Origin of the sequence: Amycolatopsis sp. NPDC051716 (assembly GCF_040681595.1) — a bacterium.
Lineage (GTDB): Bacteria > Actinomycetota > Actinomycetes > Mycobacteriales > Pseudonocardiaceae > Amycolatopsis.
This window is the reverse complement of sequence record NZ_JBFAZA010000001.1, coordinates 45,177-70,693: the sequence shown is the minus strand read 5'-3', so window position 1 is coordinate 70,693 and position 25,517 is coordinate 45,177. Positions and strand designations below refer to the sequence as shown.

The following is a 25,517-nucleotide window of genomic DNA, read 5'->3' as shown; positions in this document are numbered from 1 at the left end:
TTGGGTGCTTGGGTCACCCGACCAGGGTAGCCACGCCGAATACCGCCCGGAACGTGACCCTGAAGTGCTCGCTTCTACACTTTGCGCATCAAGGCACAAGCGCCCGCGCGGGTGACCATGACACAGGTGACGAGGTAATGCAGTGGTGGCGACCGATCCGCAAGCCGAGGCAACGGCTGGGCAGTCCTCCGTGGGACTGCTGGGCCAGCTCGTCCGCTTCGCCCTGATCGGGGGCTTTTGCGCCCTCGTCGACCTGGGCACCTACACGCTGCTGACCCAGGTGGCCGGGATGGCCACCTCACCGTGGGTCGACATCGCCCGCGCTATCTCTTTCATCGTGGGCACGACCACGGCGTTCTTCCTGAACCGGAAGTTCACCTTCGCCGGGGGTCGCCGCGACGGGAAGGCGCAGGTCGGCTCGTTCGTCCTGCTCTACACCGTGACGTTCTTCGTCGCGGTCGGGGTGAACCAGCTGATGCTGAACGTGCTGCCGGAGTCCGCCTGGCAGCACACCCTGTGCTGGGCCGTGTCGCAGGCCACCGCCACCGTGATCAATTTCGTGATGCTCAAGTGGGTCGTCTTCCGCGAGCCGTCGACTGAGGAGAACTGAGGAACCAGATGCCCGGTAAAACAGCCACCCCGGCGCCGACCACCGAAGCCGGCACGGCCACCGAGACGCGGTTCACCGAGCACACTCCGCAGGGTCGCCTGACGGCGCAGCGCGGGCTCTACGCCGGCCCGGCGCCGATCGTCAGCAAGGACCTGTACGCCGAGCTCCTGTGGGGCGCGGCCGTGCGGGAGCGGGCGTCGATCGCCCTCGAGCCCGCCTCCAAGGTGTCGGGCAACACGTACTTCGGCCGGTTCCCGGCCAGCTACTGGCAGCGTTGGACCACGGTGACCGAGGTCTCGGTCGAGGCCGTCGTCACCGGCACCGGGCTGCTGTCGATGGGCGCTTCCGACGTCGAGGGCGAGCCCCGTGTGGTGGCCGCCGAGCAGGTCAAGGACGCCAAGCAGGCGAAGGTGTCGCTGACCGGCAAGCTGGACAAGTTCTACGACGGCGGCGCGCTCTGGCTCGACCTCGAGACCGAGGGTGGCCAGACGCTGCGCGTCGAGCAGGTCCGCTGGACAGTCGAAGCGCCGGAGAAGATCCGCCCGACCGCGGTGACCATCTGCACGATGAACCGCGCCGACGACTGCCTGAAGAACCTCCAGGCCCTCGCCGCGGACGTCTCCTCGCTGGAGACCCTGGACGCGATCTACGTCGCCGACCAGGGCACCGACCTCGTCGAGTCGCGCGACGGCTTCGAGCAGGTCGCCAAGGACCTCGCCGACAAGCTGCACTACATCAAGCAGCCGAACCTCGGCGGCGCCGGCGGCTTCACCCGCGGCCTCTTCGAGGTGGCCGGGCACACCGCGACCGAGCACGCGAACGTCCTGTTCATGGACGACGACGTCCTGCTCGAGCCGGACCTGGTCATCCGGATGACGGCGTTCTCCAACCGCGCCGCCAACCCGATCATCGTCGGCGGCCAGATGCTCAACCTGTTCCACCCGAACCAGCTGCACGTCGGCGCCGAGTACGCGCGGCTCAACACGCTCGAGCCCGGCCAGCCGGTCGAGCACTCGCTGTCCACCGCCGACCTGCTCGGCGTGGACGAGGAGACGCTGAAGCCGAACCGCCAGGAGCGCCGGCTCGACGCGGGCTACAACGGCTGGTGGTCGTGCCTGATCCCCTACGAGGTCGTCCAGGCCAGCGGTTACCCGCTGCCGTTCTTCTTCCAGTGGGACGACGCGGAGTACTCCTACCGGGCCCGCGCGCACGGTTTCCCGACCGTCACGCTGCCGGGTGCGGGCGTGTGGCACGCGGACTTCCACATGAAGGACTGGGACGAGTGGCACCGGTACTTCAACCTGCGCAACTCGATCATCACCGCGGCCCTGCACTCGCCGTTCAACCTGAACCTGCTTTCGCGGGTGCTGATCGCGCAGCTGGTGCGCTACCTGCTCGGCATGCAGTACGGCCTGTCGGCGACGCTGATCAAGGCCGTCGAGGACTTCCTGAAGGGCCCCGAGATCCTGCGTGACGGCGGGGTCGAGGCGATGAAGGAGATCCGCCGCATCCGCGACGACTACCCGGAGACCAAGCGCCACAAGGCGACCGACGTCCCGGGCATCGCGTCCAACGACATCGGCATCATCAACAGCTCGCCGCGGCCCAGCCTGCAGCGCGTGGTGCTGATCAGGCGCGTCCTCGACCGGCTGCTCGGCCGCAGCCGCTTCGGGCTCGGCGCGGTGCCGATCGACGAGGCCAACTGGTGGCACATCGCGCTGTTCAACACCGCCGTGGTCACCGACGCGAGCCAGGAAGGCGTCCGCGTCCGGTCCTACGACCGGGTGAAGATGTTCGCGCTGGCCAAGCAGGGCGTGAAGGTCATCCAGCGGCTGCGCAAGGAAGGCGCGGCGGTGCAGGAGCAGTACAAGCGGGCCATGCCCGAGCTCACCTCGCGCGAGAACTGGAAGCGCCTGTACAAGCTCTGATCACGGGCTCCCGCGAAGGCCGTCTCACGTTCTCGTGAGGCGGCCTTCGCCGTGTCAGGCGTGCATGCCGAACACGGTGCTCTTGCGGTTGAGGTCGTCGATGTACGCGGCGGCGACGTGGGCGAAGTTGATCGCGACCACCGAGTCGGCCTTGGTGGTCACCGATTCGACGGCGCCGGTCTTGACGAGCTGGGCGAGCTTGCCCGCCAGCTTCCCGGATTCTTCGCTGGTCAGCGCGAACAGCAGCGGTTCGCCGCCGGTGGCGAGGTGCAGGACGAGGGCGGGTTTCGGGTCAGCCATGCGTCCATCGGACCAGCGCCGATCTTCGCCGGGCAAGCGGGTTCGCTGAGGGCGGAGCTATCGTTCGGGGGGGGGTTCCGGGTGGCGGAGCCCCCGGCCCGGGGCGAAGCCCCGGTTGTCCCCGCGGTGGACTACCGTTTTCGGCGACGACCGGAAGACCCCGGGGGGACGGAAGCGATGCCTCACTCGTTCTCGCTGTCGCTGGCAGCGGTGGACATCCTGCTGGAACAGCTCGGGCTCGGCCGCGCGCCGACGCCGTTCGAGGTTCCGCACGTCGGCACGACCGTCGAGCAGCGCGCGATGATCCGCGACGCCGTCGTCCGCGACCTGACCGGCCGCGGGCTGTGGAGCCGCGGCCGCCTCGACGCGGACGCCGAGCTGGCGCTGGCCACGTTCGTCCGGGGGAGCGTGGCCATCAACGCGGCGGCCGAGCTGGGCGACCGCCACCTGTTCGCGCGCGTCGCCTCCGACGGCCAGTTCGCGGTGCTCGCGCGCCAGGAGGAAAACCTCCTCGTCTTCGAGGAGGTCCGCCCGACCGGCATCGTGCCGGCGATCGTCGACCTCCTCCCGCTGACGCCGGCGGCGCCCGGCCAGTCGGTGACGATTTCCCGGCCGGTCCAGCAGCCCCGCCACCAGCGCCGCGACGAGACGTACGACCCGTTCGCCGGCGTCGCCGGCCCGCGCTCGCACAGCAATGCCGGCGGCCCGCAGGTCCGCATGATCGAGCGCGTCTTCCAGGAGCCGAAGAAGCGCGTGGGCCAGTTCACGGCGCAGACGCGCGGTGGCACGTTCCCCCCGCTGGCCTGGTTCGACACCCCGAGCGGCCGTTGGCTGATGTCCTCCCGCGCGGCCGCCGACGGCCAGCGCTGGATCACCTACGCCCCAGCCGACAACGCCCGGCTGGCCCAGCAGCTGTACGCCCAGCTCGAAGGCCAGTTCTGACGGTACGGAACCGCTCGCCACGCCGCTGCGTCGAAGGTGAAGATCGGTGAACGGCGGTTGCGCTGGGTGCCCGGCTAGTAGACTTCCGGGTGCACACGCACGGGCGAAGCGATTCGGGGTGGAACAGCGATGCTGATAGCTGACGGCGGGGGCGGCGGCTCGATCGCCGACATCGTCAACCCGCTCTCCTCGGCCGGGATGGACGCCGCGGTCAAGAGCGTCACAGCCGAGACCCAGAAGCTGGTCGACGCGGCCAAGGGCGGCGGCTTCAAGATCACGCCGGAAGGTGTGAAGCCGATCCGGGACGCACTGACCGAACTGGTCAACGACCTCGGCGAACTGCAGTACAAGAGCTTCCTGCTGGACCAGACCCCGCAACTCGGGAACCACCCGTACGGGCTTGCCGTCGCCAAGCACGACCAGAAGAGCGCCTCGGCCGCCGACGGTGGCGCGACTCACGTTCTCCAGCAGCTCCGAGAGGTCGCGAGGCAAGCGGACGAGGCGCTCGCCAGGGCTGCGGGCCTCTACAAGGAAACGGAGAGCCAGGCCTTCTCCGCTCTTCAGACCAAGCAGGCTTGAGGGATGACGAAACTTCTCGTTCGGGTTCTCCTTCCGCTCGTGGCCGGCGGCACGCTGCTCGCCGGGTGCACCACGACGCAAGGGGGAACGGCGTCACCCGCCCAGTCGTCCTCGGCCGGCGAGTCGGGAACCCCGGAAAGCCCGTCTTCCGGTGGCGGTGGGACCCAGTCGATCACGGATGCCTGCTCGCTGCTGGAAGCGGGCGACGTGAGCGGCTACGGCGAGTTCAACGAGCCGCTGAACAAGACGGTCGGCGGCGTGCGTTCCTGCAGTTACCGGCAGAAGATCGCGTCGGCGAGTGACAACGCCAAGGTGATCGGCGTCAACGTCCGCGACACCGCGTCGGTCGCGCAGGTCAACGACACCGGCGGTGGCGTGGTCGACAAGGACGTCAACGGCCGGAAGGCGAGGGAGGCCTCGGGCGGTGCGTCGTTGCCGGCCTGCACGCTCGCCCTGCCGGTGGGCGACTCGTCTCGGGTTGATGTGGCGGTGATCGGTGCCGATTCGGCGGACGAGGCCTGCCAGGTCGCCGAGGCGGTCGCGAAGGCCGTCGAACCGCGGCTGCCGAAGGGATAGGGGACCCAGATGACCACGCAACAGGGACCGCGGCCGAAGACCGAGGACAAGACGCCTCAGCAGGTCCAGGACATGGCGCCCGCCGAGCGCGACGCCTACCTCCAGCAGAAGGCCGAAGAAGGCGTCGACCCGGGCAACTGGTTGTTCGGGGCGGTGCAGCAGTGGATGGCCCAGGCGCGGGCGAAGAACCAGGCCCAGCAGATGGGCGACAAGAACGTCAAGGATGCCACCCAGGGCCGCGACGTCGAGTACGTGCAGGGTCTGAACCCGTCGAGCGCGGACTACAAGGGCAGCGACCACACGCAGCTCAAGGGGTACCTGGACACCAACCTGGACGTCGATCAGGTTTCGGAAGTCTCGACCGCGTACCACGAAGTCCACCAGGTCTTCGACAAGTTCGCGCAGTCGATGAACACCGCCGTCAACGCCTCGAAGGGCACCTGGGAAGGCAGCGCCGCCGAGAACGCGCAGCAGTACTTCACCAGCCTCGGCAAGTGGTCCGACGCCAACTCCCAGAACGCCAAGCTGGCCTCGGAAACCATCTACGACCAGGGGCAGGCCGCCGCCACGGCGAAGAACTCCATGCCGGCGCCCATCCCGTTCAGCTGGACCGACGAGTTCAAGGGCTGGGCCACCTCGAACCCCTTCAACCTGCCCGACAACGTCGACAAGTCGATCCAGAAGCAGAAGGACAGCCAGGCCGCGCACGACGAGGCCGCCGGCGTCATGGCGACCTACGACAAGAACCTCTACGAGGCCGCCTCCAAGCAGCCCGCCTTCGCGCCGCCGCCGAGCTTCAGCACCGGCGGGGGCAGCGATGACCCCAACGGCACCGGCGACAAGAACGGCATCAACAACCCCTCGAGCGTCAACGTGCCGGGCTCGCACTCGGTGAACACCCCGGGCGGCACCGCCCAGGGCTTCGTGTCCGGCACCACCTCGGGGCCGCTCGGTAGCCCGGCCGGGCACTCCTTCTCCGGGCCCGGCTCGACCACCGGGTCCGGGTTCGTGCCCGCGGGCAGCACCACGCCGTCCGGCTTCACGCCCAGCTCGGTCCCCGCCGCGTCGACGTCGAACTCGAACCAGCAGTTCGGCGGGATGCCGATGAGCCCGATGCCGATGGGCGGGATGAACTTCGGCGGCGACGAGGCCTACAACTCCAAGGTCGGTGGTGGCGGTGGCGGCGGCGGCGGCGGGCGCGGTGGCGGCGGCTTCGGCCCCGGCGGCTCGGGTGCCGGCAACGCGACGGGCGCGGGCGCCGCGTCGGGTGCCGCCCGGCCGGGCGGGATCGGGGCCGCGGAAGCGGCCGCGGGGCGCGGGATGGGCGGCCTGGGTGCGGGTGGCGCCGGTCGCGGGGGCATGAGTCCCGGTGGCGGCGGCCTGGGCCGCGGCCAGAAGGGCGAAGGCGACGAGGACACCGAGCACTCGCGCCCGACCTACCTGGTCGAGGGTGACCCCGACGAGGTCTTCGGCACCGACCTGCGCACGGCGCCGCCGGTCATCGGCGAATAAGCCTGCTCAAACGGAAAAGGCCCCCGCGACGAGAGCGGGGGCCTTTCCGTTGCGGGATCAGTAGCGGTAGAACTTCTCGGCGCGGCCCTGCCGCACCAGCTTCAGCCACTGCAGGAACGCCTTCGGGTCCCGCTTCACGCCCACGAAGTACAGTCCGAAGCGGACGATCTCCAGCGCGCCGATCTTCCGCATGCCCGGCTGGGACAGCAGATAGCCGCGGTTGCGGTAGGTGTAGTACCGCTTGACCTCGTTTTCCGGGTCCTGCGCGTGGAACTTGCCGCCCAACATGGGCTTGAACTCGTCCGAGCCGTCCGGGTGCAGGTACTTCGTCTTCAGCGACGTGCCGAACGGCAGCCCCGACCGGACCAGCCGCCGGTGCAGCTCCACCTCGTCGCCGCGGAAGAACAGCCGCAGGTCCGGCACGCCGACGACGTCCAAAGTGGACGCGCGGAAGAGCGCGCCATTCATCAGGGACGCGATGCCGGGCAGGAAGTCGGCCCCCAGCTCGGACTGCGAACGCTTCCAGGTCAGGCCGCGGCGCAGCGGGAACGCCAGCTTGTCCGGTGCGTCGATGTTCGACACCACCGGCGAAATCTCGGCCAGGTCCCGCTTTTCCGCTTCCTCCAGCAGGATCGCGAGCACGTTCTCGTCGGCCGGGCGCCCGTCGTCGTCGGCCAGCCAGATCCAGTCCGCGCCCAGCGAGAGCGCGTGCAGCATGCCCAGCGCGAACCCGCCGGCGCCACCGAGGTTCCGGTGCGACGGCAGGTACGTGTGCGGCAGCGGGTAGTTCTCGACGACTTCGCGCGCGGAGTCGTCCGGCCCGTTGTCGACGACCACCAGGTGGTCGACCGGCCGGGTCTGGGCCGCGATGACCTTCAGCGAGTCCGCGAGCAGCTCCCGCCGGTGCCGCGTGACGACCACGCCGACGACCGCGCCGTCGGGCAGCTGCCGGGTCTCGCTGGCCATCATTCCCCGCCGTTCGTCATCGCCGCCGGCTCGATGCCGAAGCGCTCCAAGGTTTCCTGGCTCATGTTCTCGAAGGGGTCACGGCCCTTGTACGACGTCAGGACGTCCCGCAGCGAACCCTGTTGCTTGAGGTGCCCCTCGTCCATCCAGATGGCCGAGTCGCACAGTTCGAAGAGGAACTCGTCCGAGTGGCTGGCGAACACCAGGATCCCGGAGCGCTTGACGAGGTCCTTGAGCCGGTCGCGCGCCTTGTTGAGGAACGCCGCGTCGACCGCGCCGATGCCCTCGTCGAGGATGAGGATCTCGGGGTCGATCGACGTGACGACACCCAGCGCCAGCCGCACCCGCATACCCGTCGAGTACGTGCGCAGCGGCATCTGCAGGTAGTCGCCGAGCTCGGTGAACTCGGCGATGTCGTCGACCCGCTTCTCCATCTCCTTGGCGGTCATGCCGAGGAAGAGGCCGCGGATGATGATGTTCTCGACGCCGGAAATCTCCGGGTCCATGCCGATGCCGAGGTCGAACACCGGCGCGATCTTGCCCTTGATCCGCGACGAGCCGCGGGTCGGCTCGTAGATCCCGGCGAGCAGGCGCAGCAGCGTGGACTTGCCGGCGCCGTTGTGCCCGACCAGGCCGACGCGGTCGCCTTCACGCAGGTTGAGGGACACGTCGTGCAGGGCTTCGATGATCGGCACCTTGGTGTCGGTGCCGATCTTGCCGCCGACCTTGCCGAGGACCTTCTTCTTCATCGACCGCGTCTTCGCGTCGAAGATCGGGAAGTCGACGAACGCGTTGTGGACGTCAATGGAAACCATGTGTCACACCCAGTAGGAGACGCGGGCACGGTAGTTGCGCATCGCGACCAGCGCGAGAGCCCAACCGACGACGGTGATGGAGCCGACCACGATCCAGTTCCCCGGGGAGAACTCCTGCCCCAGCAGGGGCGCGCGGACCACCTGCATGAAGTGGTAGAGCGGGTTGAGCTTGACGACCGGCAGGATCCAGGAGGCGCCCTCGCGGGTGCCGCCGGTCATCAGCTGGTCCACCGGCCAGACGATCGGCGTGCCGTAGAACAGCAGCTGGATCAGCGAGTTGACGACCTGCGGGATGTCGCGGAAGCGGGTCGAGATGATGCCGAACAGCAGCGTCACCCAGGCGGCGTTGAGCGCCAGCAGCACGAAACCGGGGATGGCCAGCAGGATGTTCCAGCTGAGGCCCGGGTGGCAGATGTGGCCCGGGACGCACGACCCGTTGCCCAGCAGCGAGTACTTGTTGCTGAGGGCGCTGAAGAAGATCGCCAGCACGGCCACGTAGACGATCAGGTTGTGGGCCAGCATCAGCGTCTGCCGCCACACCGTGCGCAGCATGTACACGCTCAGTGGCGCCGGGAGCTGCTTGATCAGCCCCTCGTTCGCGATGAACGTCTCCATGCCCTCGGACAGGCAGCCGCTGATGAAGCCCCAGATGATGAAGCCGGTGGAGATGTAGGGCAGGAACACCTCGACGGGCAGCTTGAACAGCTGCGAGTACAGCAGCCCGAGCCCGAGTGCGAGGACGGCCTGGCTGATCGTGATCCAGAAGGGCCCGATCACCGAGCGGCGGTATCTCTGCTTGATGTCCTGCCAGCCCAGGTGACCCCAGAGCTCGCGGGCACTGAATCCGGACTTGATGTCGGCGAAGGCACGCGAGAACGTCTTGCTGTCCGACGTCGGGAGCGCCGAAGTCGTCACGGGTGAGTCTGCGGCCTGAACCGTGCTGGTGGCATGCACGAAGACGAGGGTACCGATGGGTCCGGCACCGGCCTGGCCACCCCGCCCGCAACTCGCGCTCGCCGGGGGCGCGAAGGTGACCTGGATTACAGTCCGTCACACCGTACGATTCGCCGCATGGCGGTCGCTCCCGGTGAGAATTCGTCGACGAAGTCGGCCCAGCGTGCTCTCTACTACCTGGTGGCTCCGGTGGGGCACCCCAATTACGGCGACGAGCTCATCGCGGCGAGCTGGCTCGGCGAGCTGGCCGCGACGGCTCCGGACGCCGACGTCTGGGTGGACACGCACTCTCCGGGGCCCGCGGCGGTCCTGCTGGACGGCATCCACCCCCGGGCGAAGTTCACCGACACGCTCTGGCGGTTGTGCTGGGAGGCGCCGTCGGAAGAGCCGTGGCAGGTGGCCGCCTGGGTGCGCGAGGCGGTGCACAACCCCGGCATGATGCCTCGCCTGCACAGCGGGATCGAGCTGCTCGCCACCGCCGACGTCGTGCACGTCGTCGGCGGCGGCTACATCAACAAGCTGTGGCCGAAGCAGCTCGGCCTGCTCGCCGGGGCCGCCGCGGCGGTGGAACGGTCCGGTGGCCGCGCCGCGATGACCGGGCACGGTCTCGTGCCGGCCTGCGAGGACGTCACGCCCCTGCTGCTGAGCCTGCTGGACCACTTCGACGTCGTGGAGGTCCGCGACGAAGCGTCGGCGGCCCTCGTCGACGTGCAGCCCGGGATCGACGACGCGTTCCTGGACATCGGCCCGCACCGCTACGAGGCCGCCGAGGACCAGCCGGAAGTCATGCTGTGCCTCCAGTCCGACCTCGTCGAGGTCGGCATCGGCAAGCTGGCGGGCGCGGTGCTGTCCATGCTGCGCGCCTGGAAGGTGCCGCCGGAGCGCGTCGGGGTCGTCGAAGGGGTGCCCCGCGTCGACCGCGAGGTGTTCGCCCTGCTGGAGCGCGAGCTGCCCGGTGCCCGGTTCTACCCGTTTTCCCACATCTGGGCGCACGGCCTGCCGGCCAACCCCCGCCAGACGTGGATTTCCACCCGCTTCCACATCCACATGCTGGCGGCGGCGGCCGGCGCGTCCGGGGTGGCGGTCTCCATCAACCCGGACTATTACGCGACGAAGCACCGCTCGCTGGCTGCGCTGGGCTCGAACTGGACGGTGCTGGAGGATCTCACCCAGGTGCCGGATCGCCCCACGGCCGGGGGCTACTCGGCGGACACCCTCGCGCACCTGCGACGGGCCAAGGTCGAGATCGCGAAGACGGTGTACGCCCCGGTAGTGCGTCGGATTCCCGAGAGCGCGTCGGATGAACCGCAGCCGGAGTCGTTCCGGCGTCGCTGGTCGAGGCGAATCCTCGGCTGAGCGGTTGTCCGGGGTGGCCGCAGGCGTCCACAGCCCCTAGTTGTCCACAGAGGTTGTCCACAGGCCCTCCGGTCTGTGGACAACCTCGGCCGTCAGAGGTACTGGCCCGTTCCCGAGATGCCCGGTCCGTGCTCGTGCCCGTGGCCGACCGCGCCCGAAGGGCCCGCCGGCAACCCGCGCCGCATCTGCTCCAGCTGGACCCGGGCGGCCATCTGCTGGGCGAACAGGGCCGTCTGGATTCCGCTGAACAGCCCCTCCAGCCAGCCCACCAGCTGAGCCTGCGCGATCCGCAGCTCCGCGTCCGACGGCGTCGAGTCGTCGGTGAACGGGCGGACCAGCCGCTCCAGCTCGTCCTGCAGCTCCGGCGCCAGCGCCTTCTCCAGCTCGCGGATCGATGTCTGGTGGATCTCGCGCACCCGCGTGCGGGAGGCGTCGTCCAGCGGGGCCGCCCGGACCTCCTCCAGCAGCTGCTTGATCATCGTGCCGATGCGCATCACCTTCGCCGGCTCTTCGACGAGGTCACCCACCGACTCGGGGTGCTCGGCGCCGGCGTCGGGGGAGGGCAGCTGCGTGGCGCCGACCGGCGTGCCGTCCGGTCCGACGACCACCACGTGGGGTGAAGATTCCTGGCCCGGGTCACCCGCTGTGAAGTTCGGCTCGGTCATGTGCTCCATCCTGGCTTGCGTTCGACACGCTCCGCGACACCCACGGGGTGTCCGTCTCCGAGCGTAGCGGCTCCACGGGTTCCCGGTGGCTCTCCACCCAACCCCGGACGCACGGCGAAACCGCACGTCCGTACGGTGTCCCCATGGCGTTCGACGTCGCTCGTATCCGTGGGCTCTTTCCCGCGCTGGGTGACGGCTGGATTCACTTCGACGGCGCCGCCGGAATGCTGGTCCCGGAACAGGTCGCATCGGCCGTTTCCACGGCGATGCGCGCCCCGGTGTCCGGGCCGGGCGGAGCGTTTCCGGCCTCACAACGCGCGGAAAGCATCGTGACCGCGGCCCGCCGGGCCGTGGCCGACCTGGTCGGGGCCGACCCGGCCGCCGTCGTGCTCGGGCCGAGCGCGCCGGTGATGCTGCGCCGGCTCGTCGACGCGCTCGCCGAGCGCTGGACCATCGGCGACGAGCTCGTCGTCTCGAGGCTCGACGAGCAGGCGAACCTCGCGCCGTGGCAGCGCGCCGCCAAGCGCGTCGGGGCCGTCATCCGCTGGGGTGAGATCGACATCGAGACCTGCGAGCTGCCCGCGTGGCAGTACGAGCAGCTCGTCTCGGCGCGCACCAAGGCCGTCGCCGTCACGCTCGCGTCCGGTTCGGTCGGCACCCGGCCGGACGTGCCGACGATCATCGAGTTCGCCAAGCGGGTCGGCGCGCTCGTCGTCGTCGACGCCACCTACGCCGCGCCCTTCCTGCCGCTGGATATCAACGCGCTCGGCGCCGACGTCATGGTCGTGTCCGCGCAGGCCTGGGGCGGCCCGTCGGTGGGCGCGCTGGTCTTCCGCGACCCCGAGCTGATCGAGCGCATCCCGTCGGCCTCGCTCGACCCGATGGCCCGCGGCGCCGCCCGGCTGGAGCTCGGCCCGCACGCCTATCCGCTGCTGGCCGGGCTGATCGCGTCGATCGACTACCTCTCCGGCCTCGACGACGCCGCCACCGGCTCGCGGCGCGAGCGCCTGGTCACCTCGCTCGGGTCGGCGAAGTCCTACCACGCCGGGCTGCTCGCGCAGCTGTCCACCGAACTGCTGTCGCTGCGGCACATCATGGTCATCGGCAACGCCATGCGCCGGATCCCCGCGCTCGCCTTCGCCGTCGCCGGCAAGAAGTCGCCCGAGGTCGCCGAGTACCTGGCGACGCAGGGCTTGTGCGCCTTCGCCGACGACGGCACGAGCGGCGTCTTCGCGTCACTCGGCGTCGGAGAAGTGGGCGGCGCCGTGCGGATCGGGCTCGCCCACTACTCCAACGTCTTCGAGATCAACCAGCTCGTGCGGGTGCTCGACGAACTGCGCTGACGCGGCTAGGACTTCGCCGCCAGCAGCACCTTGCCGAAGACGCTGCCCTCTTCGAGGATCCGGTGCGCGGTCGCGGCTTCGAACATGGGCACGACCTGGCCGACGATCGGCTTGACGAGCCCCTCGGCGACCAGCGGCCACAGGCGCTCGCGGACGTCGGCGACGATCGCCGCCTTCTGGTCGAGCGGCCGGAACCGCAGGCCCGCGGCGAACACCGAAGCCCGCTTGCCCAGCAGCGTGCCGACGTTCAGCTCGCCCTTCACCCCGCCCTGCATGCCGATGATGACCAGCCGCCCGTCCTGCTGCAGCGCGTCGACGTTGCGGCCCAGGTAGGACGCGCCCATGTTGTCGAGGATGACGTTCGCGCCACCCGTTTCCTTCTTGAGGACCTCGACGAAGTCCTGGTCCTTGTAGTTGATCGTGAGGTCGGCGCCGAGCTGGCGGCAGCTTTCGAGCCGGTCCGGCGAGCCCGCGGTGACGGCGACGGTGGCGCCGAGCGCCTTGCCGACCTGGATGGCGTGCGTGCCGATGCCGCCGGCGCCGCCGTGGACCAGCAGCACCTCGCCTTCGGTGAGCTTCGCGTGCATCACGACGTTCGCCCACACCGTGCAGGCCACCTCGGGCAACGCGGCCGCGGTGAGCAGGTCGATCTCGCCCGGCACCGGCAGCAGCTGCCCCGCCGGGACGACGGCCTTCTCCGCGTAACCGCCGCCGGAGAGCAGGGCGCAGACCTCGTCGCCGACGTTCCAGCCGGTCACGCCTTCGCCGAGTTCCGCGATCGTGCCGGAGCACTCGAGGCCGAGGGTTTCGCTGGCGCCGGGAGGCGGCGGGTAGTGGCCCTGGCGCTGCAGCAGATCCGCGCGGTTCACCGCGCTCGCCGCGACCTCCAGCAGCACTTCGCCGGGGCCGGGACGCGGATCCGCGACCTCCGCCCACTCGAGAACGTCCGGGTCACCTGGTTCACGGATGGTGATCGCGTACATGTGTCGACTGTATACCGGCGGCAAAGTTCCCGCCGAAAGGCGCATTGACGGACTTCGCATATCGAACAAAGGTGAGCAACCATGTCACCCTTTAGAACGAAATTTCTCCCGCCGCTGGCCTTGGCCGCCGGCGCGACGCTGGTGCTCGGCCTGACCCCGGCCGCCGCCGCGAACACCGTTCCCGACGGGCCGGCCCTGGCGAAGCAGCTTGTCAAGAAGGTCGACGCCAACGGCGTCAACCGGCACCTGATCGCGCTCCAGCGCATCGCCGACACCAACGGCGGCACGCGGGCGGCGAGCACCGAAGGCCACAAGAAGTCCGCCGAGTACATCGCGACCAAGCTCGAGGCGGCCGGCTTCCAGGTCACCCGCCAGGAGTTCCCGTTCACCTACTCGGAGACCCTGGCCGAGAAGCTGACCGCGGGCGGCGCCAACGTCCCGGTCATCGCCATGGAGTACACGACGTCGACGCCGGTCGGTGGCATCACCGCGCCGCTCGCCGTGGTCGCCGTCGACGACACCAGCGGCTGCGAGGCCACCGACTACACCGCGGACGTCGCGGGCAAGATCGCCCTGATCAAGCGCGGCGGCTGCTCGTTCGCGCAGAAGCAGCAGACGGCCGCGGCCGCGGGCGCGATCGGCGCGATCGTCTACAACAACACCGACGGCGCCCTGAACGGGACGCTCGGGGGCCCGGAGAACGCGAAGATCCCGACCGGGGGCGTGACGGCGGCCGCGGGGGCGCAGCTGGCCACGCTCGGCGGGCAGAACGTGACGCTGGAGCTGCGGGCCTTCCAGGAGGCGCGGACCAGCTACAACGTCATCGCCGAGACCAAGACCGGCCGCAAGGACAACGTCGTGATGCTGGGGTCGCACCTCGACAGCGTCCCGGCCGGCCCGGGTATCAACGACAACGGTTCCGGCTCGGCGACCCTGCTCGAGACCGCGCTGCAGCTGGGGAGCAGCCCGAAGGTCAACAACGGCGTGCGCTTCGGCTTCTGGAGCGCGGAGGAGTTCGGCCTGATCGGCTCGACCTACTACGTCGACCAGCTGACGTTCGAGCAGCAGCTCGACATCGCGCTGTACCTCAACTTCGACATGATCGGCTCGCCGAACGCCGGCTACTTCGCCTACGACGGGGACAACTCCGACGGCGTCGGCGCGGGCGCGGGCCCGTACGGCTCGGCGCAGATCGAGAAGACCTTCGTCGACTTCATGCAGGCCGCGCGGGGCGTGTCGCTCGAAGGCACCGACTTCACCGGCCGCTCGGACTACGGCGAGTTCATCGCCGTCGGCATCCCGGCCGGCGGCCTGGACACCGGCGCCGAGGTGCTGAAGACCCCGGCGCAGGCGGCGAAGTGGGGCGGCACGGCCGGCATCGCGTTCGACCCGTGCTACCACCAGGCGTGCGACAACCTGGGCAACATCGACCGGGTCGCGCTGGACCGCAACGCCGACGGCGTCGCCTGGGCCCTCGGCGTCTACGCGACGAGCACCGAGAGCATCAACGGCGTCCAGCCGGGCAAGGCCAAGGCGGCCAAGCAGAAGGCCGCCGAACGCGGTGCGCAGCGGAACTTCTCCGCCCGCGCCGTGGCCGGTGACCCGCACGCGCTGACTGCCTGACGAAAGACCGAAGGGGCCGTCCCGGCTGGGGCGGCCCCTTCGTCGTCGTTCTGCCGGCCGGTTCTCCTAGCCCAGGTTGTTCGTGCCGAAGGTGTCGCAGCGAGCCGGTTCGCCGGTCTGGAAGCCGGTGGTGAACCACTTCTTGCGCTGCGCCGACGTGCCGTGGGTGAACTTCGAGCGGTCGACCTGGCCGCCGCCGAGGTTCTCCTGGATGTAGTCGTCGCCGATGCGGGACGCGGTGTCCAGCGCGGAGTTGACGTCGTCCTGGGTGACGTCGGTGATCAGCGGCTTGCCGCTCTCGGTCGGCGTCGTCGAGGCGTGGTTGGCCCAGACGCCCGCGTAGCAGTCGGCCTGCAGCTCCAGGCGGACCGAACCGGACGTGGGGCCGGTGCCGGTGCCCTTCTTCGAGGTGCCGAGCAGGTTCTGCACGTGGTGGCCGTACTCGTGGGCGAGCACGTACGACTCGGTGAAGAGCCCGCCCTGCGCGCCGAAGCGGGTCTTCAGCTCGTCGAAGAAGGAGAGGTCGATGTAGACGTCGGAGTCGGCCGGGCAGTAGAACGGGCCGGTGTCCGAGGTGGCGCTGCCGCAGCCGGTGCGCACGCCGCCGTTGAAGAACTTCGTCGGCGCCTTCTGGTAGGTCGAGCCGGAGCGCGCGAACTGCTGCGCCCAGTAGTCCTGGACGGAGTTGACGACCGCGACGATGGCGCAGTCGTGGTTCTTGTTGGCGTCCGCGCCCGTCTTGCACTCGCTGGACAGCTTGGAGTTGTCGACCTGCTGGCCGGACCCGACGCTGCCGAGCCCACCGCCCAGGCCGCTCCCGCTCGGCGCGCTGACCCCGCCGAGCTGGGACAACACGAAGTAGATGATCAGCCCGACGACGCCGAGTCCACCGCCGCCGAGCGCCACGCGGCCGCCGATCCCGCCGCCGCCTCCACCGCTTCCGCGCAGGTCCTGGACTTCGGACGTGTCCAGGCCGGCGTCGTCGTCGAATCTCACCCGGGAATCGTAACGAGCCTGGGCACGGCCGTCGCGCTGACTGCCGTGCCCAGGCTCTTTGTACCGAGGTATGTCTTTGGTCGAGCGGCTGGCCGCTTCCGGGGCCGGCGTTCAGGCGCTGTCGTCACGGGTTCCGAGACCGTGACCGGAGCCAGGCCCGACCGACGCCGTATGCGTGATGCGCATGGAAGCCCGCTCTCGGCTGTTCACAGTCGCGGCCGAACCGGTAGGTGTCCGTTCCGGTCGCGGGGACGCAGCGGGCGGTCAACCGCGAGGTTCACCCGTCACACAACCACCTGACCTCTCCTGGCGGGGGAGCCGGGCCGGCACGTCGCCGTCGCCGCGCCGCTTACCTGGCCGAACGTCCGCCGACAAGCAGAATGCGCCTTTCCCGGCCGAGTCTCAACCTTTTCGTAACCCCACCTTCGGGCGATGTTGCCACGGTATTTTCACCGGCAGACGAATCGGACTCGGACCGCGCGGTTCCTTGATCAGCGTTCTAGGCTGTCTTATGACCGAGGAGCGTGCTGTGCGGTGGTTGAACGAGGCCGAGATGGCGGCGTGGCGCTCCTACATCGTGGCGACCCTCCTGCTGCGGCAGCGGCTGCACCGCGAGCTGACCGAGTGTCACGAGGTGTCACTGGTCGATTACGAAGTGCTCGTCTGCCTGCAGATGCAGCGCGACCACCGGATGCGGATGTCGGAACTGGCTTTCCTGATGGGCTCGACGAAGAGCCGGCTTTCGCACCAGGTGGCCAAGCTGGAGGAAGCGAGCCTGGTCCGGCGGGCGCGTGACCCGGAGGACAAGCGCGGCGTGATCACGGAGCTGACCGACGAGGGCGAGGCGCTGCTGGAGAAAGCGGCGCCGACGCACGTCGAGGGCGTGCGCGAGCACCTCATCGACCTGCTGAGCCCCGAGGAGCAGGCGACGATCGCCGCCGCGTTCGAACGCGTGCAGGCGCACTTGCTGGAGCCGGAAAGCTGAACCCGGGCGCTCGGCGCGCCCGGGTGCTCAGTGCGGTAGCGGTGGGATTCGAACCCACGGAGAGGTTGCCCCCTCGCATGTTTTCAAGACATGTTCCTTCGGCCGCTCGGACACGCTACCCCTGCCCACGAGGGTAGCCGACGGTTCCGGGCAACCCCGGCCGCGCCTCCGGCGTCGTCACGCCGTGAAGACGCGATGGGATCCGGACGGCCCCGGCTGGCCGGCCGACGCCTCGGGTCCGCCGGTGACGGCGTTCTCGATGGCCTGCCTGGCGATCGTGCTGGTGTCCTTCGGCGGAGTGGTCTTCCTGGCGGCCACGCTCCGGGACCGGGCCGGTTCGGTGGTGGTTCCGGCGACCGTGGAACGGGTGGTGGCCCTGGACCGGGTCGTCGCCCGCGTCGACGGCCGGCTCATGGACGTGCGGACGCCCACGCACTACGACCGCCACACCCACCTCCGGACCGGCCCCGGCTACGTCCGGGGCACCCGCTTCGAGGTGCGCTACCGGCCCGGCAAGGCCGAGCCGGCGACCGACACCGCGCGGGAGGTCCGGCTGCCGGGCCCCTGGATCTTCGCCCTCGCGGGCGGCGGGCTGCTGCTCGGCATCGCCGGCCTGCTGGTGCCGGCTCGGCCGCTCAGGTCCAGGTCAAAGTGAGGGCCGCGCCCTGCGCGCGGCCCGCTTCGGCGGCCGGGGTGCGGGTGGCCGGGTCCAGCGGGTTCGCGCCTACCGCTGCCTTCGAGGCCTCGTCCGGCGTGATCAGGGTGACCTCGGCGCCCGCCGCGCGCAGGTCGTCCAGGACCTCCAGCAGCGGCTTCTCCATCGGCAGCGGGGCGTCCGCGCCCAGCGGCGAAACCACGGTCACGCGCTTGAAGCCGGCTGCGTAGTCGGCGTTCTCGGCCGAGCGGACGCCGCCGTCGACGTAGCGGCGGCCGTCGATGGTCACCGCCGGCCAGATGCCCGGGACCGCGCAGCTCGCCGCCACCGCGTCGACCAGCGAGACGCCGGACTCGCGGTCGAAGCGGCGGGGCTCGCCGGTCTCCGCGTCCACCCCCACGATCACGAGGCGCCGCGCCGGCCAGTCGTGCACCGGCAGCCGCGCCTCGATCACCGCGCGACGCTCCGCCTCGGACACCGTTTCGGCCGCCAGGGCCAGCCGCCCGACCGCGCGCCGCACCTCGGCCGGGTCGGTCGCGCCGGTGACCGCGCCGCCGAAGTCGGCGGCGAACTTCTCGAAGTCGATTTCGGCCGGGATCTCCGGCGTCTGCTGCGCCGGATCGGCTTGCCGCGCATACAGCTCCGCCAGCGGCCGCCCACTCGCCACCTGCGCCGCCACGACCGACCCCGCCGACGTCCCGACGAGCAGGTCCGCGCCCGTCAGGTCCTGGCCGTGTTCGGCCAAGCCCGCCAGCAACCCCGTCGTCCACGCGATTCCGGCGACCCCGCCGCCACCCAAAACCAAAGCTTGTCGGCCCATGCGGGCAGCCTAGCGACGGGGTCCGACAATTCCCGGCCGCCGGGATGCCCCTCCAGGATCGAAGGCATCCGCCACGTCAAGTTCCCCGTGAGCGACCTGGCGCGCAGCCGCGCGTGGTACGAGCGCGTGCTGGGGCTGGACGTCACCCACGAGTTCCCGGACGCCGACGGTGTCGTGCGCGGGGTCGCCGGGGCGATCGACGGCGTGCCGGTGGCGTTGCGCGTGCAGGAGGCGGCCGCCGCGGGGCTCGCCGGGTTCGACCCGGTCTGCTTCTCGATCGCCGGCCGCGCGGCCGGCGACGCGTGGATCGCTCGGCTGGACGAGCTCGGCGTCGAGCACTCGGCACCGAAATCCGGCTCTACAGCCTGGCGAAGGACGACGGCGTCGACCACACCGGCGAGCGCGGCTACGCGCAGCGCGTGCGCTGACTCAGGGCTGGCGCATGGCCTTCGCGGCGATCCGCGCCTGGACCTCGGGGCGGCGCAGCGGCGGCACGGTCGCCGGCGGCTGGCGGCGCTCGGGCAGCTGCTCCAGCAGCCGGGTGGTGATTTCGGTGATTTCGGCGACCGCCGCCTCGAACGGCTCGCGCGTGGCGTCCGACAGCGACTGCACGCCGGTGACCTTGCGGACGTACTGGCGGGCCGCGGCCTCGATCTCCTCGCCCGTCGCGGCCGGCTGGAGCCCCCGCAGGGTGGTGATGTTTCGGCACATGCCGCTCAGGGTACGGCTTTTCGCGGGCATCGATCACACGGTCGGGTAGGCCGGGCCCGGCTTCGTTGACGCCCGAACCGCCGCTGGGCAAGGTCGGGGAAGTGCCCCTCAGACCACGCCCGTTCCGCTCCGCCCGCCCCGAACCCGGCATCCTCGAAGAAGAGGCTCCGGAAACCCCGATCCCGGAACAGGCCTGGCCCCGCGTGCGGGCCGACGAACTGGTCACCCTCGTGGCGCACGTCTTCGCCGCGCACGGTCTCCCCGAAGCGCGCGCCCGCATCGCCGCCGAAGCGCTTTGCCACGGCGATCTCACCGGCTCGCCGGAGACCGGGGTCGCCGACCTGACCCGCGTGCACCTGCCGCTGCTGAAGAACGGGCTCGTCGTGCCGCACGCCGAGCCGCTGATGATCGCCGACCGCGGGGCCGCCGCTCTGATCGACTACCGCCGCGCGCTCGGCCTCTGGGCCGTCGGCGACGCGATGGACCGGGCGGTGACGCGGGCCGGCCGCTTCGGCGTCGGGCTCGTCTCGCTGCGCGGCATCGGGCCGTTCGGCCGGGCCGGGCACCACGCCGCGCGGGCGCTGCCGCACGCCATGATCGGGCTGGTGCTGGCCGCGAGCGGGGAGCCCGGCCAGCCGATGAACCCGCTGGGCATGGCGGCGCCGGGCGGCGCGTACCCCGAGTTCGTCTTCGACATGGACCGCCCCGGCTCGGAAGCGGCCGGGCTGACGCTGCTGGTCGAGGTCCTCGCCGGGGTGCTCTCCGGCGTCGCCGACCACGAGCACGACACCGGCCTGCTGGTGCTGGCCATCGCGCCGACGACCCTGCGCAGCGCCGACGGCTTCTACCGCGCGGCGAGCGCGCTGTTCGGCAGCATGCTCGGCTGGGACGGCGGCGCGCCGATCCGCTACCCCGGCTGGCGGGAGGCCCAGCACCTCGAGCAGTGCCGCGCGCTGGGCGTGCCACTGGCCGGGCCGGTGCGCCGCGAACTCGACGCGCTCGCCCGGTCGCTCGGCCTGCCGCCGCTGACCAGCGTCGGTTAGCGGACCAGGATCACCTTGCCGCGGGCGGGGCCCACCGCCACGACGTCGCCGTCGGTCAGCTGGCGGCCGCGGCGGGTCTCGACCTCGCCGTTGACCGTGACCTCTTCGGCGTCGATCAGGTCCTTGGCGTGGGAGCCGTCCTCGGCGAGGCCGGCCAGCTTGAGGAACTGGCCGAGCCGGATCGGCTCTCCGGTGATGGGTACGTCGACGGGCTCGCTCATGCCCCGCATCATGCCGCCTCAGGTGCGGGCGGTCGTCTGCCGGTAGAGCGCGAGGACGTCGGTGTCGAAGTAGCTCGAGTACGACGTGTCGGCGTCGTCGCCGCCGAACTCGAAGCCGCCGATGACGCCGATGACCGTGCCGAGCCGGGTTTCCGGGTTCTGCCCGGCGACCCACGGGCCGCCGCTGGTGCCAGTCGGGAAGCCCGCGCAGTCCACCCGCAGCTGGTAGGTGTCCTGTTTGGCGGTGGTGTTCCGGCAGACCGCGGGGACCTCGGAGTCGTCCGGGTAGCCGGTGAGCGTGATGGCCTGCTCGAACGCGGTGCCGGTGGCCAGCAGGTTCGCGCCGACCAGGCTCTCCAGGGACTTCGCGGCGCCCGCCTGGTGCGCGGTGGCGAAGCCGACGTCGAGGTCCGGGTCCGAGGACGCGGCCCAGCCGGGCGCGACGAGCTCGTCCGACACCGCCCAGTAGCCGAACGGCGCGACCCCGTCGTGGTAGCCGGGCGCGAAGGTGACGCCGGTGACGTAACCGCCGCCCTCGCCGTTGTGGATGCAGTGGGCCGCGGTCAGCAGCACGTCACCGCGCTCGCTGTGCACGACGCTGGCGGTGCAGTAGTGCTCGCCCTCGGCGAACAGCGCTCCGACCGCGGGGCTCGACACCGCGGGCAGGTCGGCCGGAGCCGCCTCGGCCGTGGCGAGCTCCGGTGTCGTCGCGCTCGCCAGCTGGGCCGGCCGGGCGGCGACGACCACGGCGAAGGTCACGCCGAGCAGCACGATCGCGGCGAGGGTGAGCAGGACGGCCGGCCGCCGCACGGTCATCGCCTCCTCGTCTCACCTGTCGTCGGTGCTGCCGAAGAGACCACCATAGGACGACGCACCGGCACAATCAGCACACCCACAGCAAGCTCACAGCCGCTACGATTCCCTACTCGGGAGTAACACCGGGGAACTCACGGACGGTCGGGAGAGCCGATGAAGCAGTTCGCGGACAAGGTCGTGGCGATCACCGGAGCCGGCTCGGGCATCGGCCGCGCGCTCGCGTGCGAGTTCGCCCGGCGCGGGGCCCGCGTCGCGCTGTCCGACGTCGTCACCGCGAACGCCGAGGAGACGGCCGGGCTCGCCGGCGGCAACGCCCGCGCGTACACATTGGACGTCGCCGACCGCGGCGCCGTGCTCGCGCACGCCGAAGAGGTCGCCGACGAATTCGGCGCGGTCAACGTCGTCGTGAACAACGCGGGCGTGGCGCTCGGCGCGACCGTCGAGGAAATGACGTTCGAGGACTACGACTGGCTGATGGGCATCAACCTCGGTGGCGTCGTGAACGGCACCAAGGCGTTCCTGCCGCACCTGATCGCGTCCGGCGACGGGCACGTCGTCAACATTTCCAGCGTGTTCGGCTTCGTCGGCGTGCCGACGCAGAGCGCCTACAACGCGGCGAAGTTCGCGGTGCGCGGATTCACCGAAGCGCTGCGCGAGGAAATGCTGATCGCCCGGCACCCGGTCGCGGTGAGCTGCGTGCACCCGGGCGGGATCAAGACCAACATCGTGCGCAACTCCCGCGGTGGCGCCGACGACCAGGAAAAGGCCGCGCAGGGCTTCGAGCGGATCGCCCGCACCACCCCGGAGAAGGCGGCGCAGACGATCCTGCGCGGGATCGAGCGGAAGTCGGCGCGGATCCTCATCGGACCGGACGCCTACGTGATCGACGCCATTCCGCGCGTGCTCGGCTCGGCTTACCAGCGGCCGTTGGCGGCGCTCGCCCGGCTCGGGCTGAAGCAGAGCTGAGCCGCGCTGTCACTCAATGGAGTTGCGTTTCTGACAGAACCGTCCGAAACGGTCCAGAATGCTGGGGGTCCGCCAGCCCCGTCCCGGAGGTCCCCGATGCTTCGCACCGCACCGCGCAGTGCGACCCGTCCGTCCAGCGACCGCACCGCGGTGGAATTGCTGGATCGCACCGGCATCGTCGCGGCGAGCCTGCCCCGGCGCCGCCGCACCGACGGCGAGGTGGCTCAGCTCGAGGAGCCGATCTACACCCGGCCGCCGGTGTGCGACCAGGACCTGCGCCCGAAGTCGGTGGTGATCCGGCGCCGCGCCCGCACGTGGCTCGGTGGCGGGGCCGCGGTGCTGCTCGTCGCGGCCGGCTGGCTGGGCGGCGGGCTCTTCACCGGCGGCCTGTTCGCGCCGGAACGTGACGTCGCTCAGCTCGACGCGCGCCCGGCGGTGGCCGCGGCACCCGCGCCGGAATCGCCGGTCGCCCAGGCTCCGCCGGCGCCGCCCGCCGTCACGCCCGCCCCGAAGACCGTCTACGTGGCGGTGCCCGCGAAGCCGGCGCCGAAGCAGGGGCAAACGCAGGCGCAGGCGCTGCCGAAACCGCAGCCGAAGAAGCCGGTGCCGGACGAGGACGCCGAGGCGCGGGTCGACCTGCCGTCGTCAGCCACCCCGCCGCCGGTGAGCAACCCGATCCAGGCGTGGGTCGAGGTCGCCGAGAGCATGGCGCGGCGCTACGGCGGCCGCTGAGTTCAGGCGTCCGACCAGAGGTATTCGTGCTCGGGGCGGCCGGTGGCGCCGTAGCGCAGCCGCATCTGGACGGTCCCGGACTCCGCCAGCGCGGTGAGGTACCGCTGCGCCGTCGCCCTCGCCATGCCCAGCTCGCCCGCGACCTCCGCGGCCGACAGCGGCCGCCCGGCGCGCCGCAGCTGCTCCGAGACCAGCCGGGACGTCGCCGTCGACTGGCCCTTCGGCGCGGTCGTGCGGTCCTGGTCGTGCAGCACGCGGTACGCGCGGTCGACGTCGTCCTGGGCCAGCGCCCGGTCTTCGGCGAGCAGGCCGCGGAAGCGCGCGTACGACGTCAGCCGCTCCGCGAGCTGGCGGGTGGTGAACGGCTTGATCAGGTAGTTCAGCGCGCCGGCCCGGATCGCCGCGGCCACCGAGGCGCTGTCGGTCGCCGCGGACAGCACGATCGTGTCCGTCTGCAGCTCCGGGAGCACCGCGAGGCCGGACTCGTCGGGCAGGTAGACGTCGAGCAGGATCAGGTCCGGCGCGAGTTCCCGGACGCGGGCGCGCGCCTCGGCGGCGGTGTGCGCGGTGCCGACCACCGCGAAGCCCTCGACCTCTTCGACGAAGCCGGCGTGCACCCCGGCGACCCGGAAGTCGTCGTCGACGATCAGCGTGCGGATCATCCGTCCTCCGTCAGCGTTCCGGGCAGTTTGGCGACGAACAGGGCGCCGGTCTCGCCTTCGCCGGGGTCGGCCAGCCAGACGTCGCCGCCGCGGGCGCGGGCGGCCTGCCGGGCGAGCGCCAGGCCGAGGCCGTGCCCAGGGGCGATCTTCGTCGAGACGCCTTCGTCGAACAACCGCCGCCGCAGGTCCGCCGGCACGCCGGGGCCACTGTCCACAACGGACACGTGCAGGGTGCCGCCCTCGGCGAGCAGCCCGATCTCCACGGTCGCCGGCCGCCGCGGGCCCATCCGCGCGGCGTGCAGGGCGTTGTCGACGAGGTTGCCGATCACGGTGTTCGCGGCGATCGGGTCGGTCACCGTCGTGGGCACCCAGGTGTCTTCGGCGAGCTTGAGGACGAGCCCCTTTTCCTGCGCCTGCTCGGTTTTCGCGACGAGCAGCGCCTGCAGGTACGGGTCGGCGACGGCGTCGCCCAGCTCGCTCGGCCGCGCCGACGACGAGTCCGTCAGCGTCTGCAGGTACTCGACGGCTTCGGTGTGGTGGCCGAGCTGGAGCAGCCCGTAGAGCGTGTGCAGCCGGTTGGCGAACTCGTGCCGCTGGGCGCGCAGGCCGTCGGACAGCGCGCGGATACCGTCGAGCTCCCGGGTGAGCGTGTCGAGGTCGGTGCGGTCGCGGAAGGTGAGCACGGTGCCGATCGGCCGGTCGTCCAGGCGCACGGCCCGCGAATTGATCACCAGCACCCGGTTCCCGGCCACCGCGAGGAGGTTGTCGACCGGGCGGCCCTCGCCGACGGCCTTGTGCAGGCGGGGGCTGAGCTCGAGCTCGGCCAGCGCCGCGCCGATCGGGAGTTCGGTGCCGAGGAGGCGCTCGGCTTCGTCGTTGCGCACCGAGATGCGGTTGTTCTCGTCCACGGCGAGCACACCTTCGCCGATCCCGTGCAGCACCGCTTCGCGTTCGTAGAGCAGCTCGGTGAGCTCGTGCGGTTCGAGGCCGTGGGTGACGCGCCGCAGCCGCCGGTTCAGCAGCGCCGACGCCCCCGCGCCGAGCAGCAGCGCGCCCCCGGCGAACAGCAGCGTGATCGCGAGCTTCTGGTTGAACTCGCTGATCGGCTGGGCCACCTCGAAGCCGACACTGACTTCGCCGACCACCCGGCTGTGGTCCGGGGTCCAGATCGGCGTCTTGCTCCGGACGGACAGGCCGAGGGTGCCGCTCGCCACGGTGTTGATGTCGTCGAACCCGGCGAGCGCCCGCTCCGCCGAGGTGCTGACCTTCTTGCCGATCTCGGTGGGGGTCGGGTGCGCGAGCCGGATACCCCGGTCGTCGGTGATCACGACGAACAGCGCGTTGGTGCGATCGCCCACGGCCAGCGCGCGTTCCTCCAGCGCACCGCCGGGGATCTTCGCGGCGGTGTCGGCCACCACGACGGGGTCGGCGGCGACGGACTTCGCGATGGCCAGGGCCCGTTCCCCGTACTGGTCGTTGAGCGTGCGCGAGAGCAGCACGCTGACCAGGGCCACGCCGATCCCGACGACGAGGAGGACCACGCCGATCTGCAGCAGCAGCACCTGCCTGCTGAACCGCATCCGCGGGAAGAGCGCCCACTTTGGCATGGCTGGGAACATACCCCCAGGTCAAGCCCGTGCGCTAAATGAGCAAAACATTCAGAACGCACAGCCGGCGCGGAGAACGTCGACAAGCTTCACGCGGGCGCCACGCGTCCTTAACGTCCCTTCCCAACGTGAGCCCCACCACGTGACGAAG

The 25,517-nt window shown here is 70.8% G+C and carries 28 protein-coding genes, 1 tRNA gene and 1 pseudogene; 16 read left to right on the top strand and 14 right to left on the bottom strand.

Translation table 11 applies throughout. The features are described from left to right. Positions 1-142: 142 nt before the first annotated feature. Together AB0M30_RS00365 and AB0M30_RS00360 are read left to right on the top strand one after the other, a co-directional pair. Positions 143-610 carry a GtrA family protein gene (locus tag AB0M30_RS00365; RefSeq protein ID WP_364578020.1) on the top strand — a complete coding sequence of 156 codons (468 nt, stop codon included), beginning with the start codon at positions 143-145 and terminating at the stop codon, positions 608-610. 8 nt (positions 611-618) lie between these two features. Then, positions 619-2,538 carry a glycosyltransferase gene (locus AB0M30_RS00360; protein WP_364578018.1) on the top strand — a complete coding sequence of 640 codons (1,920 nt, stop codon included), beginning with the start codon at positions 619-621 and terminating at the stop codon, positions 2,536-2,538. Positions 2,539-2,592: 54 nt separating this feature from the next. Here AB0M30_RS00360 and AB0M30_RS00355 read toward each other — a convergent pair whose 3' ends face one another. Then, positions 2,593-2,838, bottom strand: coding sequence for a hypothetical protein (locus AB0M30_RS00355; RefSeq protein WP_364578015.1), 246 nt, complete (start codon positions 2,836-2,838; stop codon positions 2,593-2,595). A gap of 177 nt (positions 2,839-3,015) precedes the next feature. Here AB0M30_RS00355 and AB0M30_RS00350 point away from each other — a divergent pair, with 177 nt between their 5' ends. The 4 genes from AB0M30_RS00350 to AB0M30_RS00335 all read left to right on the top strand — a co-directional run bounded on the left by AB0M30_RS00350 (position 3,016) and on the right by AB0M30_RS00335 (position 6,447). After that, the gene (locus AB0M30_RS00350; protein ID WP_364578014.1) at positions 3,016-3,780 is read left to right on the top strand and encodes an ESX secretion-associated protein EspG; all 765 of its coding nucleotides are present in this window, start codon (positions 3,016-3,018) and stop codon (positions 3,778-3,780) included. 129 nt (positions 3,781-3,909) lie between these two features. Further along, the gene (locus tag AB0M30_RS00345; RefSeq protein WP_364578012.1) at positions 3,910-4,359 is read left to right on the top strand and encodes a hypothetical protein; all 450 of its coding nucleotides are present in this window, start codon (positions 3,910-3,912) and stop codon (positions 4,357-4,359) included. A 3-nt stretch (positions 4,360-4,362) separates the two neighbouring features. Beyond that, positions 4,363-4,935, top strand: a complete 573-nt coding sequence (locus AB0M30_RS00340) for a DUF3558 family protein (RefSeq protein WP_364578010.1) — start codon at positions 4,363-4,365, stop codon at positions 4,933-4,935. A 9-nt stretch (positions 4,936-4,944) separates the two neighbouring features. Further along, a complete protein-coding gene (locus AB0M30_RS00335) occupies positions 4,945-6,447 on the top strand; it encodes a hypothetical protein (protein WP_364578008.1) in 1,503 nt (500 codons plus the stop codon). Between the two features lie 57 nt (positions 6,448-6,504). On the opposite strand, the gene AB0M30_RS00330 is transcribed toward AB0M30_RS00335, so the two are convergent. Genes AB0M30_RS00330 through AB0M30_RS00320 form a run of 3 tightly spaced genes read right to left on the bottom strand, consistent with a single transcriptional unit; the run spans position 6,505 to position 9,182 of the window. Next, on the bottom strand, positions 6,505-7,413 hold the full coding sequence (locus AB0M30_RS00330; protein WP_014466521.1) for a glycosyltransferase family 2 protein: 909 nt from the start codon (positions 7,411-7,413) through the stop codon (positions 6,505-6,507). After that, positions 7,413-8,228 (bottom strand): ABC transporter ATP-binding protein, encoded by an 816-nt coding sequence (locus tag AB0M30_RS00325; protein WP_360166168.1) that lies wholly within the window; start codon positions 8,226-8,228, stop codon positions 7,413-7,415. The genes AB0M30_RS00330 and AB0M30_RS00325 overlap by 1 nt, the downstream gene beginning before the upstream one ends. Positions 8,229-8,231: 3 nt before the next feature. Then, complete coding sequence (locus AB0M30_RS00320; RefSeq protein ID WP_364578005.1) at positions 8,232-9,182, bottom strand: ABC transporter permease; 951 nt, start codon at positions 9,180-9,182, stop codon at positions 8,232-8,234. A 117-nt stretch (positions 9,183-9,299) separates the two neighbouring features. Between AB0M30_RS00320 and AB0M30_RS00315 the strand changes: the two genes are divergently transcribed. Then, positions 9,300-10,538, top strand: a complete 1,239-nt coding sequence (locus AB0M30_RS00315; RefSeq protein WP_364578002.1) for a polysaccharide pyruvyl transferase family protein — start codon at positions 9,300-9,302, stop codon at positions 10,536-10,538. 92 nt (positions 10,539-10,630) lie between these two features. Here AB0M30_RS00315 and AB0M30_RS00310 read toward each other — a convergent pair whose 3' ends face one another. Then, a complete protein-coding gene (locus AB0M30_RS00310; RefSeq protein ID WP_364577999.1) occupies positions 10,631-11,212 on the bottom strand; it encodes a bacterial proteasome activator family protein in 582 nt (193 codons plus the stop codon). 134 nt (positions 11,213-11,346) lie between these two features. Between AB0M30_RS00310 and AB0M30_RS00305 the strand changes: the two genes are divergently transcribed. Beyond that, positions 11,347-12,546 (top strand): cysteine desulfurase-like protein, encoded by a 1,200-nt coding sequence (locus AB0M30_RS00305; RefSeq protein ID WP_360166183.1) that lies wholly within the window; start codon positions 11,347-11,349, stop codon positions 12,544-12,546. 5 nt (positions 12,547-12,551) lie between these two features. Here the strand turns inward: AB0M30_RS00305 and AB0M30_RS00300 are convergent, their stop codons facing one another. Further along, entirely contained in the window at positions 12,552-13,529 is a 978-nt protein-coding gene (locus AB0M30_RS00300) for an NAD(P)H-quinone oxidoreductase (protein WP_364577997.1), read from the bottom strand. 81 nt (positions 13,530-13,610) lie between these two features. Here AB0M30_RS00300 and AB0M30_RS00295 point away from each other — a divergent pair, with 81 nt between their 5' ends. Continuing rightward, positions 13,611-15,152: a M28 family metallopeptidase gene (locus tag AB0M30_RS00295; RefSeq protein ID WP_364577994.1), complete on the top strand. Its 1,542-nt coding sequence runs from the start codon at positions 13,611-13,613 to the stop codon at positions 15,150-15,152. 66 nt (positions 15,153-15,218) lie between these two features. Here AB0M30_RS00295 and AB0M30_RS00290 read toward each other — a convergent pair whose 3' ends face one another. Then, entirely contained in the window at positions 15,219-16,148 is a 930-nt protein-coding gene (locus AB0M30_RS00290) for a neutral zinc metallopeptidase (RefSeq protein ID WP_360166192.1), read from the bottom strand. Between the two features lie 511 nt (positions 16,149-16,659). Here AB0M30_RS00290 and AB0M30_RS00285 point away from each other — a divergent pair. After that, the gene (locus AB0M30_RS00285) at positions 16,660-17,133 is read left to right on the top strand and encodes a MarR family transcriptional regulator (protein WP_364577991.1); all 474 of its coding nucleotides are present in this window, start codon (positions 16,660-16,662) and stop codon (positions 17,131-17,133) included. A gap of 33 nt (positions 17,134-17,166) precedes the next feature. On the opposite strand, the gene AB0M30_RS00280 is transcribed toward AB0M30_RS00285, so the two are convergent. Continuing rightward, positions 17,167-17,253, bottom strand: a tRNA-Ser gene (locus AB0M30_RS00280). Between the two features lie 64 nt (positions 17,254-17,317). On the opposite strand from AB0M30_RS00280, the gene AB0M30_RS00275 reads away from it, so the two are divergent. Further along, positions 17,318-17,788, top strand: coding sequence for a hypothetical protein (locus AB0M30_RS00275; protein WP_364577989.1), 471 nt, complete (start codon positions 17,318-17,320; stop codon positions 17,786-17,788). Here the strand turns inward: AB0M30_RS00275 and AB0M30_RS00270 are convergent. Beyond that, the gene (locus AB0M30_RS00270) at positions 17,769-18,608 is read right to left on the bottom strand and encodes a patatin-like phospholipase family protein (protein WP_364577987.1); all 840 of its coding nucleotides are present in this window, start codon (positions 18,606-18,608) and stop codon (positions 17,769-17,771) included. The genes AB0M30_RS00275 and AB0M30_RS00270 overlap by 20 nt on opposite strands. Between AB0M30_RS00270 and AB0M30_RS00265 the strand changes: the two are divergent. Both AB0M30_RS00265 and AB0M30_RS00260 read left to right on the top strand, forming a co-directional pair. Continuing rightward, positions 18,522-18,887, top strand: a pseudogene (locus tag AB0M30_RS00265) (VOC family protein); the annotation flags it as partial. The gene AB0M30_RS00270 and the pseudogene AB0M30_RS00265 overlap by 87 nt on opposite strands. Before the next feature lie 23 nt (positions 18,888-18,910). Next, on the top strand, positions 18,911-19,036 hold the full coding sequence (locus AB0M30_RS00260) for a hypothetical protein (RefSeq protein ID WP_364577984.1): 126 nt from the start codon (positions 18,911-18,913) through the stop codon (positions 19,034-19,036). A 1-nt stretch (position 19,037) separates the two neighbouring features. Here AB0M30_RS00260 and AB0M30_RS00255 read toward each other — a convergent pair whose 3' ends face one another. After that, on the bottom strand, positions 19,038-19,319 hold the full coding sequence (locus AB0M30_RS00255; RefSeq protein ID WP_364577982.1) for a DUF2277 domain-containing protein: 282 nt from the start codon (positions 19,317-19,319) through the stop codon (positions 19,038-19,040). A gap of 101 nt (positions 19,320-19,420) precedes the next feature. Between AB0M30_RS00255 and AB0M30_RS00250 the strand changes: the two genes are divergently transcribed. Continuing rightward, a complete protein-coding gene (locus AB0M30_RS00250) occupies positions 19,421-20,362 on the top strand; it encodes an Ldh family oxidoreductase (protein ID WP_364577980.1) in 942 nt (313 codons plus the stop codon). On the opposite strand, the gene AB0M30_RS00245 is transcribed toward AB0M30_RS00250, so the two are convergent. Together AB0M30_RS00245 and AB0M30_RS00240 are read right to left on the bottom strand one after the other, a co-directional pair. After that, positions 20,359-20,583 carry an RNA-binding S4 domain-containing protein gene (locus AB0M30_RS00245; RefSeq protein ID WP_308671636.1) on the bottom strand — a complete coding sequence of 75 codons (225 nt, stop codon included), beginning with the start codon at positions 20,581-20,583 and terminating at the stop codon, positions 20,359-20,361. The genes AB0M30_RS00250 and AB0M30_RS00245 overlap by 4 nt on opposite strands. Positions 20,584-20,601: 18 nt before the next feature. Continuing rightward, complete coding sequence (locus AB0M30_RS00240; RefSeq protein ID WP_364577978.1) at positions 20,602-21,399, bottom strand: serine protease; 798 nt, start codon at positions 21,397-21,399, stop codon at positions 20,602-20,604. A 153-nt stretch (positions 21,400-21,552) separates the two neighbouring features. Between AB0M30_RS00240 and AB0M30_RS00235 the strand changes: the two genes are divergently transcribed. Both AB0M30_RS00235 and AB0M30_RS00230 read left to right on the top strand, forming a co-directional pair. Next, complete coding sequence (locus AB0M30_RS00235; RefSeq protein ID WP_364577977.1) at positions 21,553-22,365, top strand: SDR family NAD(P)-dependent oxidoreductase; 813 nt, start codon at positions 21,553-21,555, stop codon at positions 22,363-22,365. A gap of 96 nt (positions 22,366-22,461) precedes the next feature. Beyond that, entirely contained in the window at positions 22,462-23,097 is a 636-nt protein-coding gene (locus AB0M30_RS00230; RefSeq protein ID WP_364577974.1) for a hypothetical protein, read from the top strand. A 2-nt stretch (positions 23,098-23,099) separates the two neighbouring features. Here AB0M30_RS00230 and AB0M30_RS00225 read toward each other — a convergent pair whose 3' ends face one another. Together AB0M30_RS00225 and AB0M30_RS00220 are read right to left on the bottom strand one after the other, a co-directional pair. After that, on the bottom strand, positions 23,100-23,759 hold the full coding sequence (locus AB0M30_RS00225) for a response regulator (protein ID WP_364577973.1): 660 nt from the start codon (positions 23,757-23,759) through the stop codon (positions 23,100-23,102). Beyond that, positions 23,756-25,339: a sensor histidine kinase gene (locus AB0M30_RS00220; RefSeq protein ID WP_364578722.1), complete on the bottom strand. Its 1,584-nt coding sequence runs from the start codon at positions 25,337-25,339 to the stop codon at positions 23,756-23,758. Before AB0M30_RS00220 ends, AB0M30_RS00225 begins: the two co-directional genes overlap by 4 nt. Between the last annotated feature and the right edge of the window lie 178 nt (positions 25,340-25,517).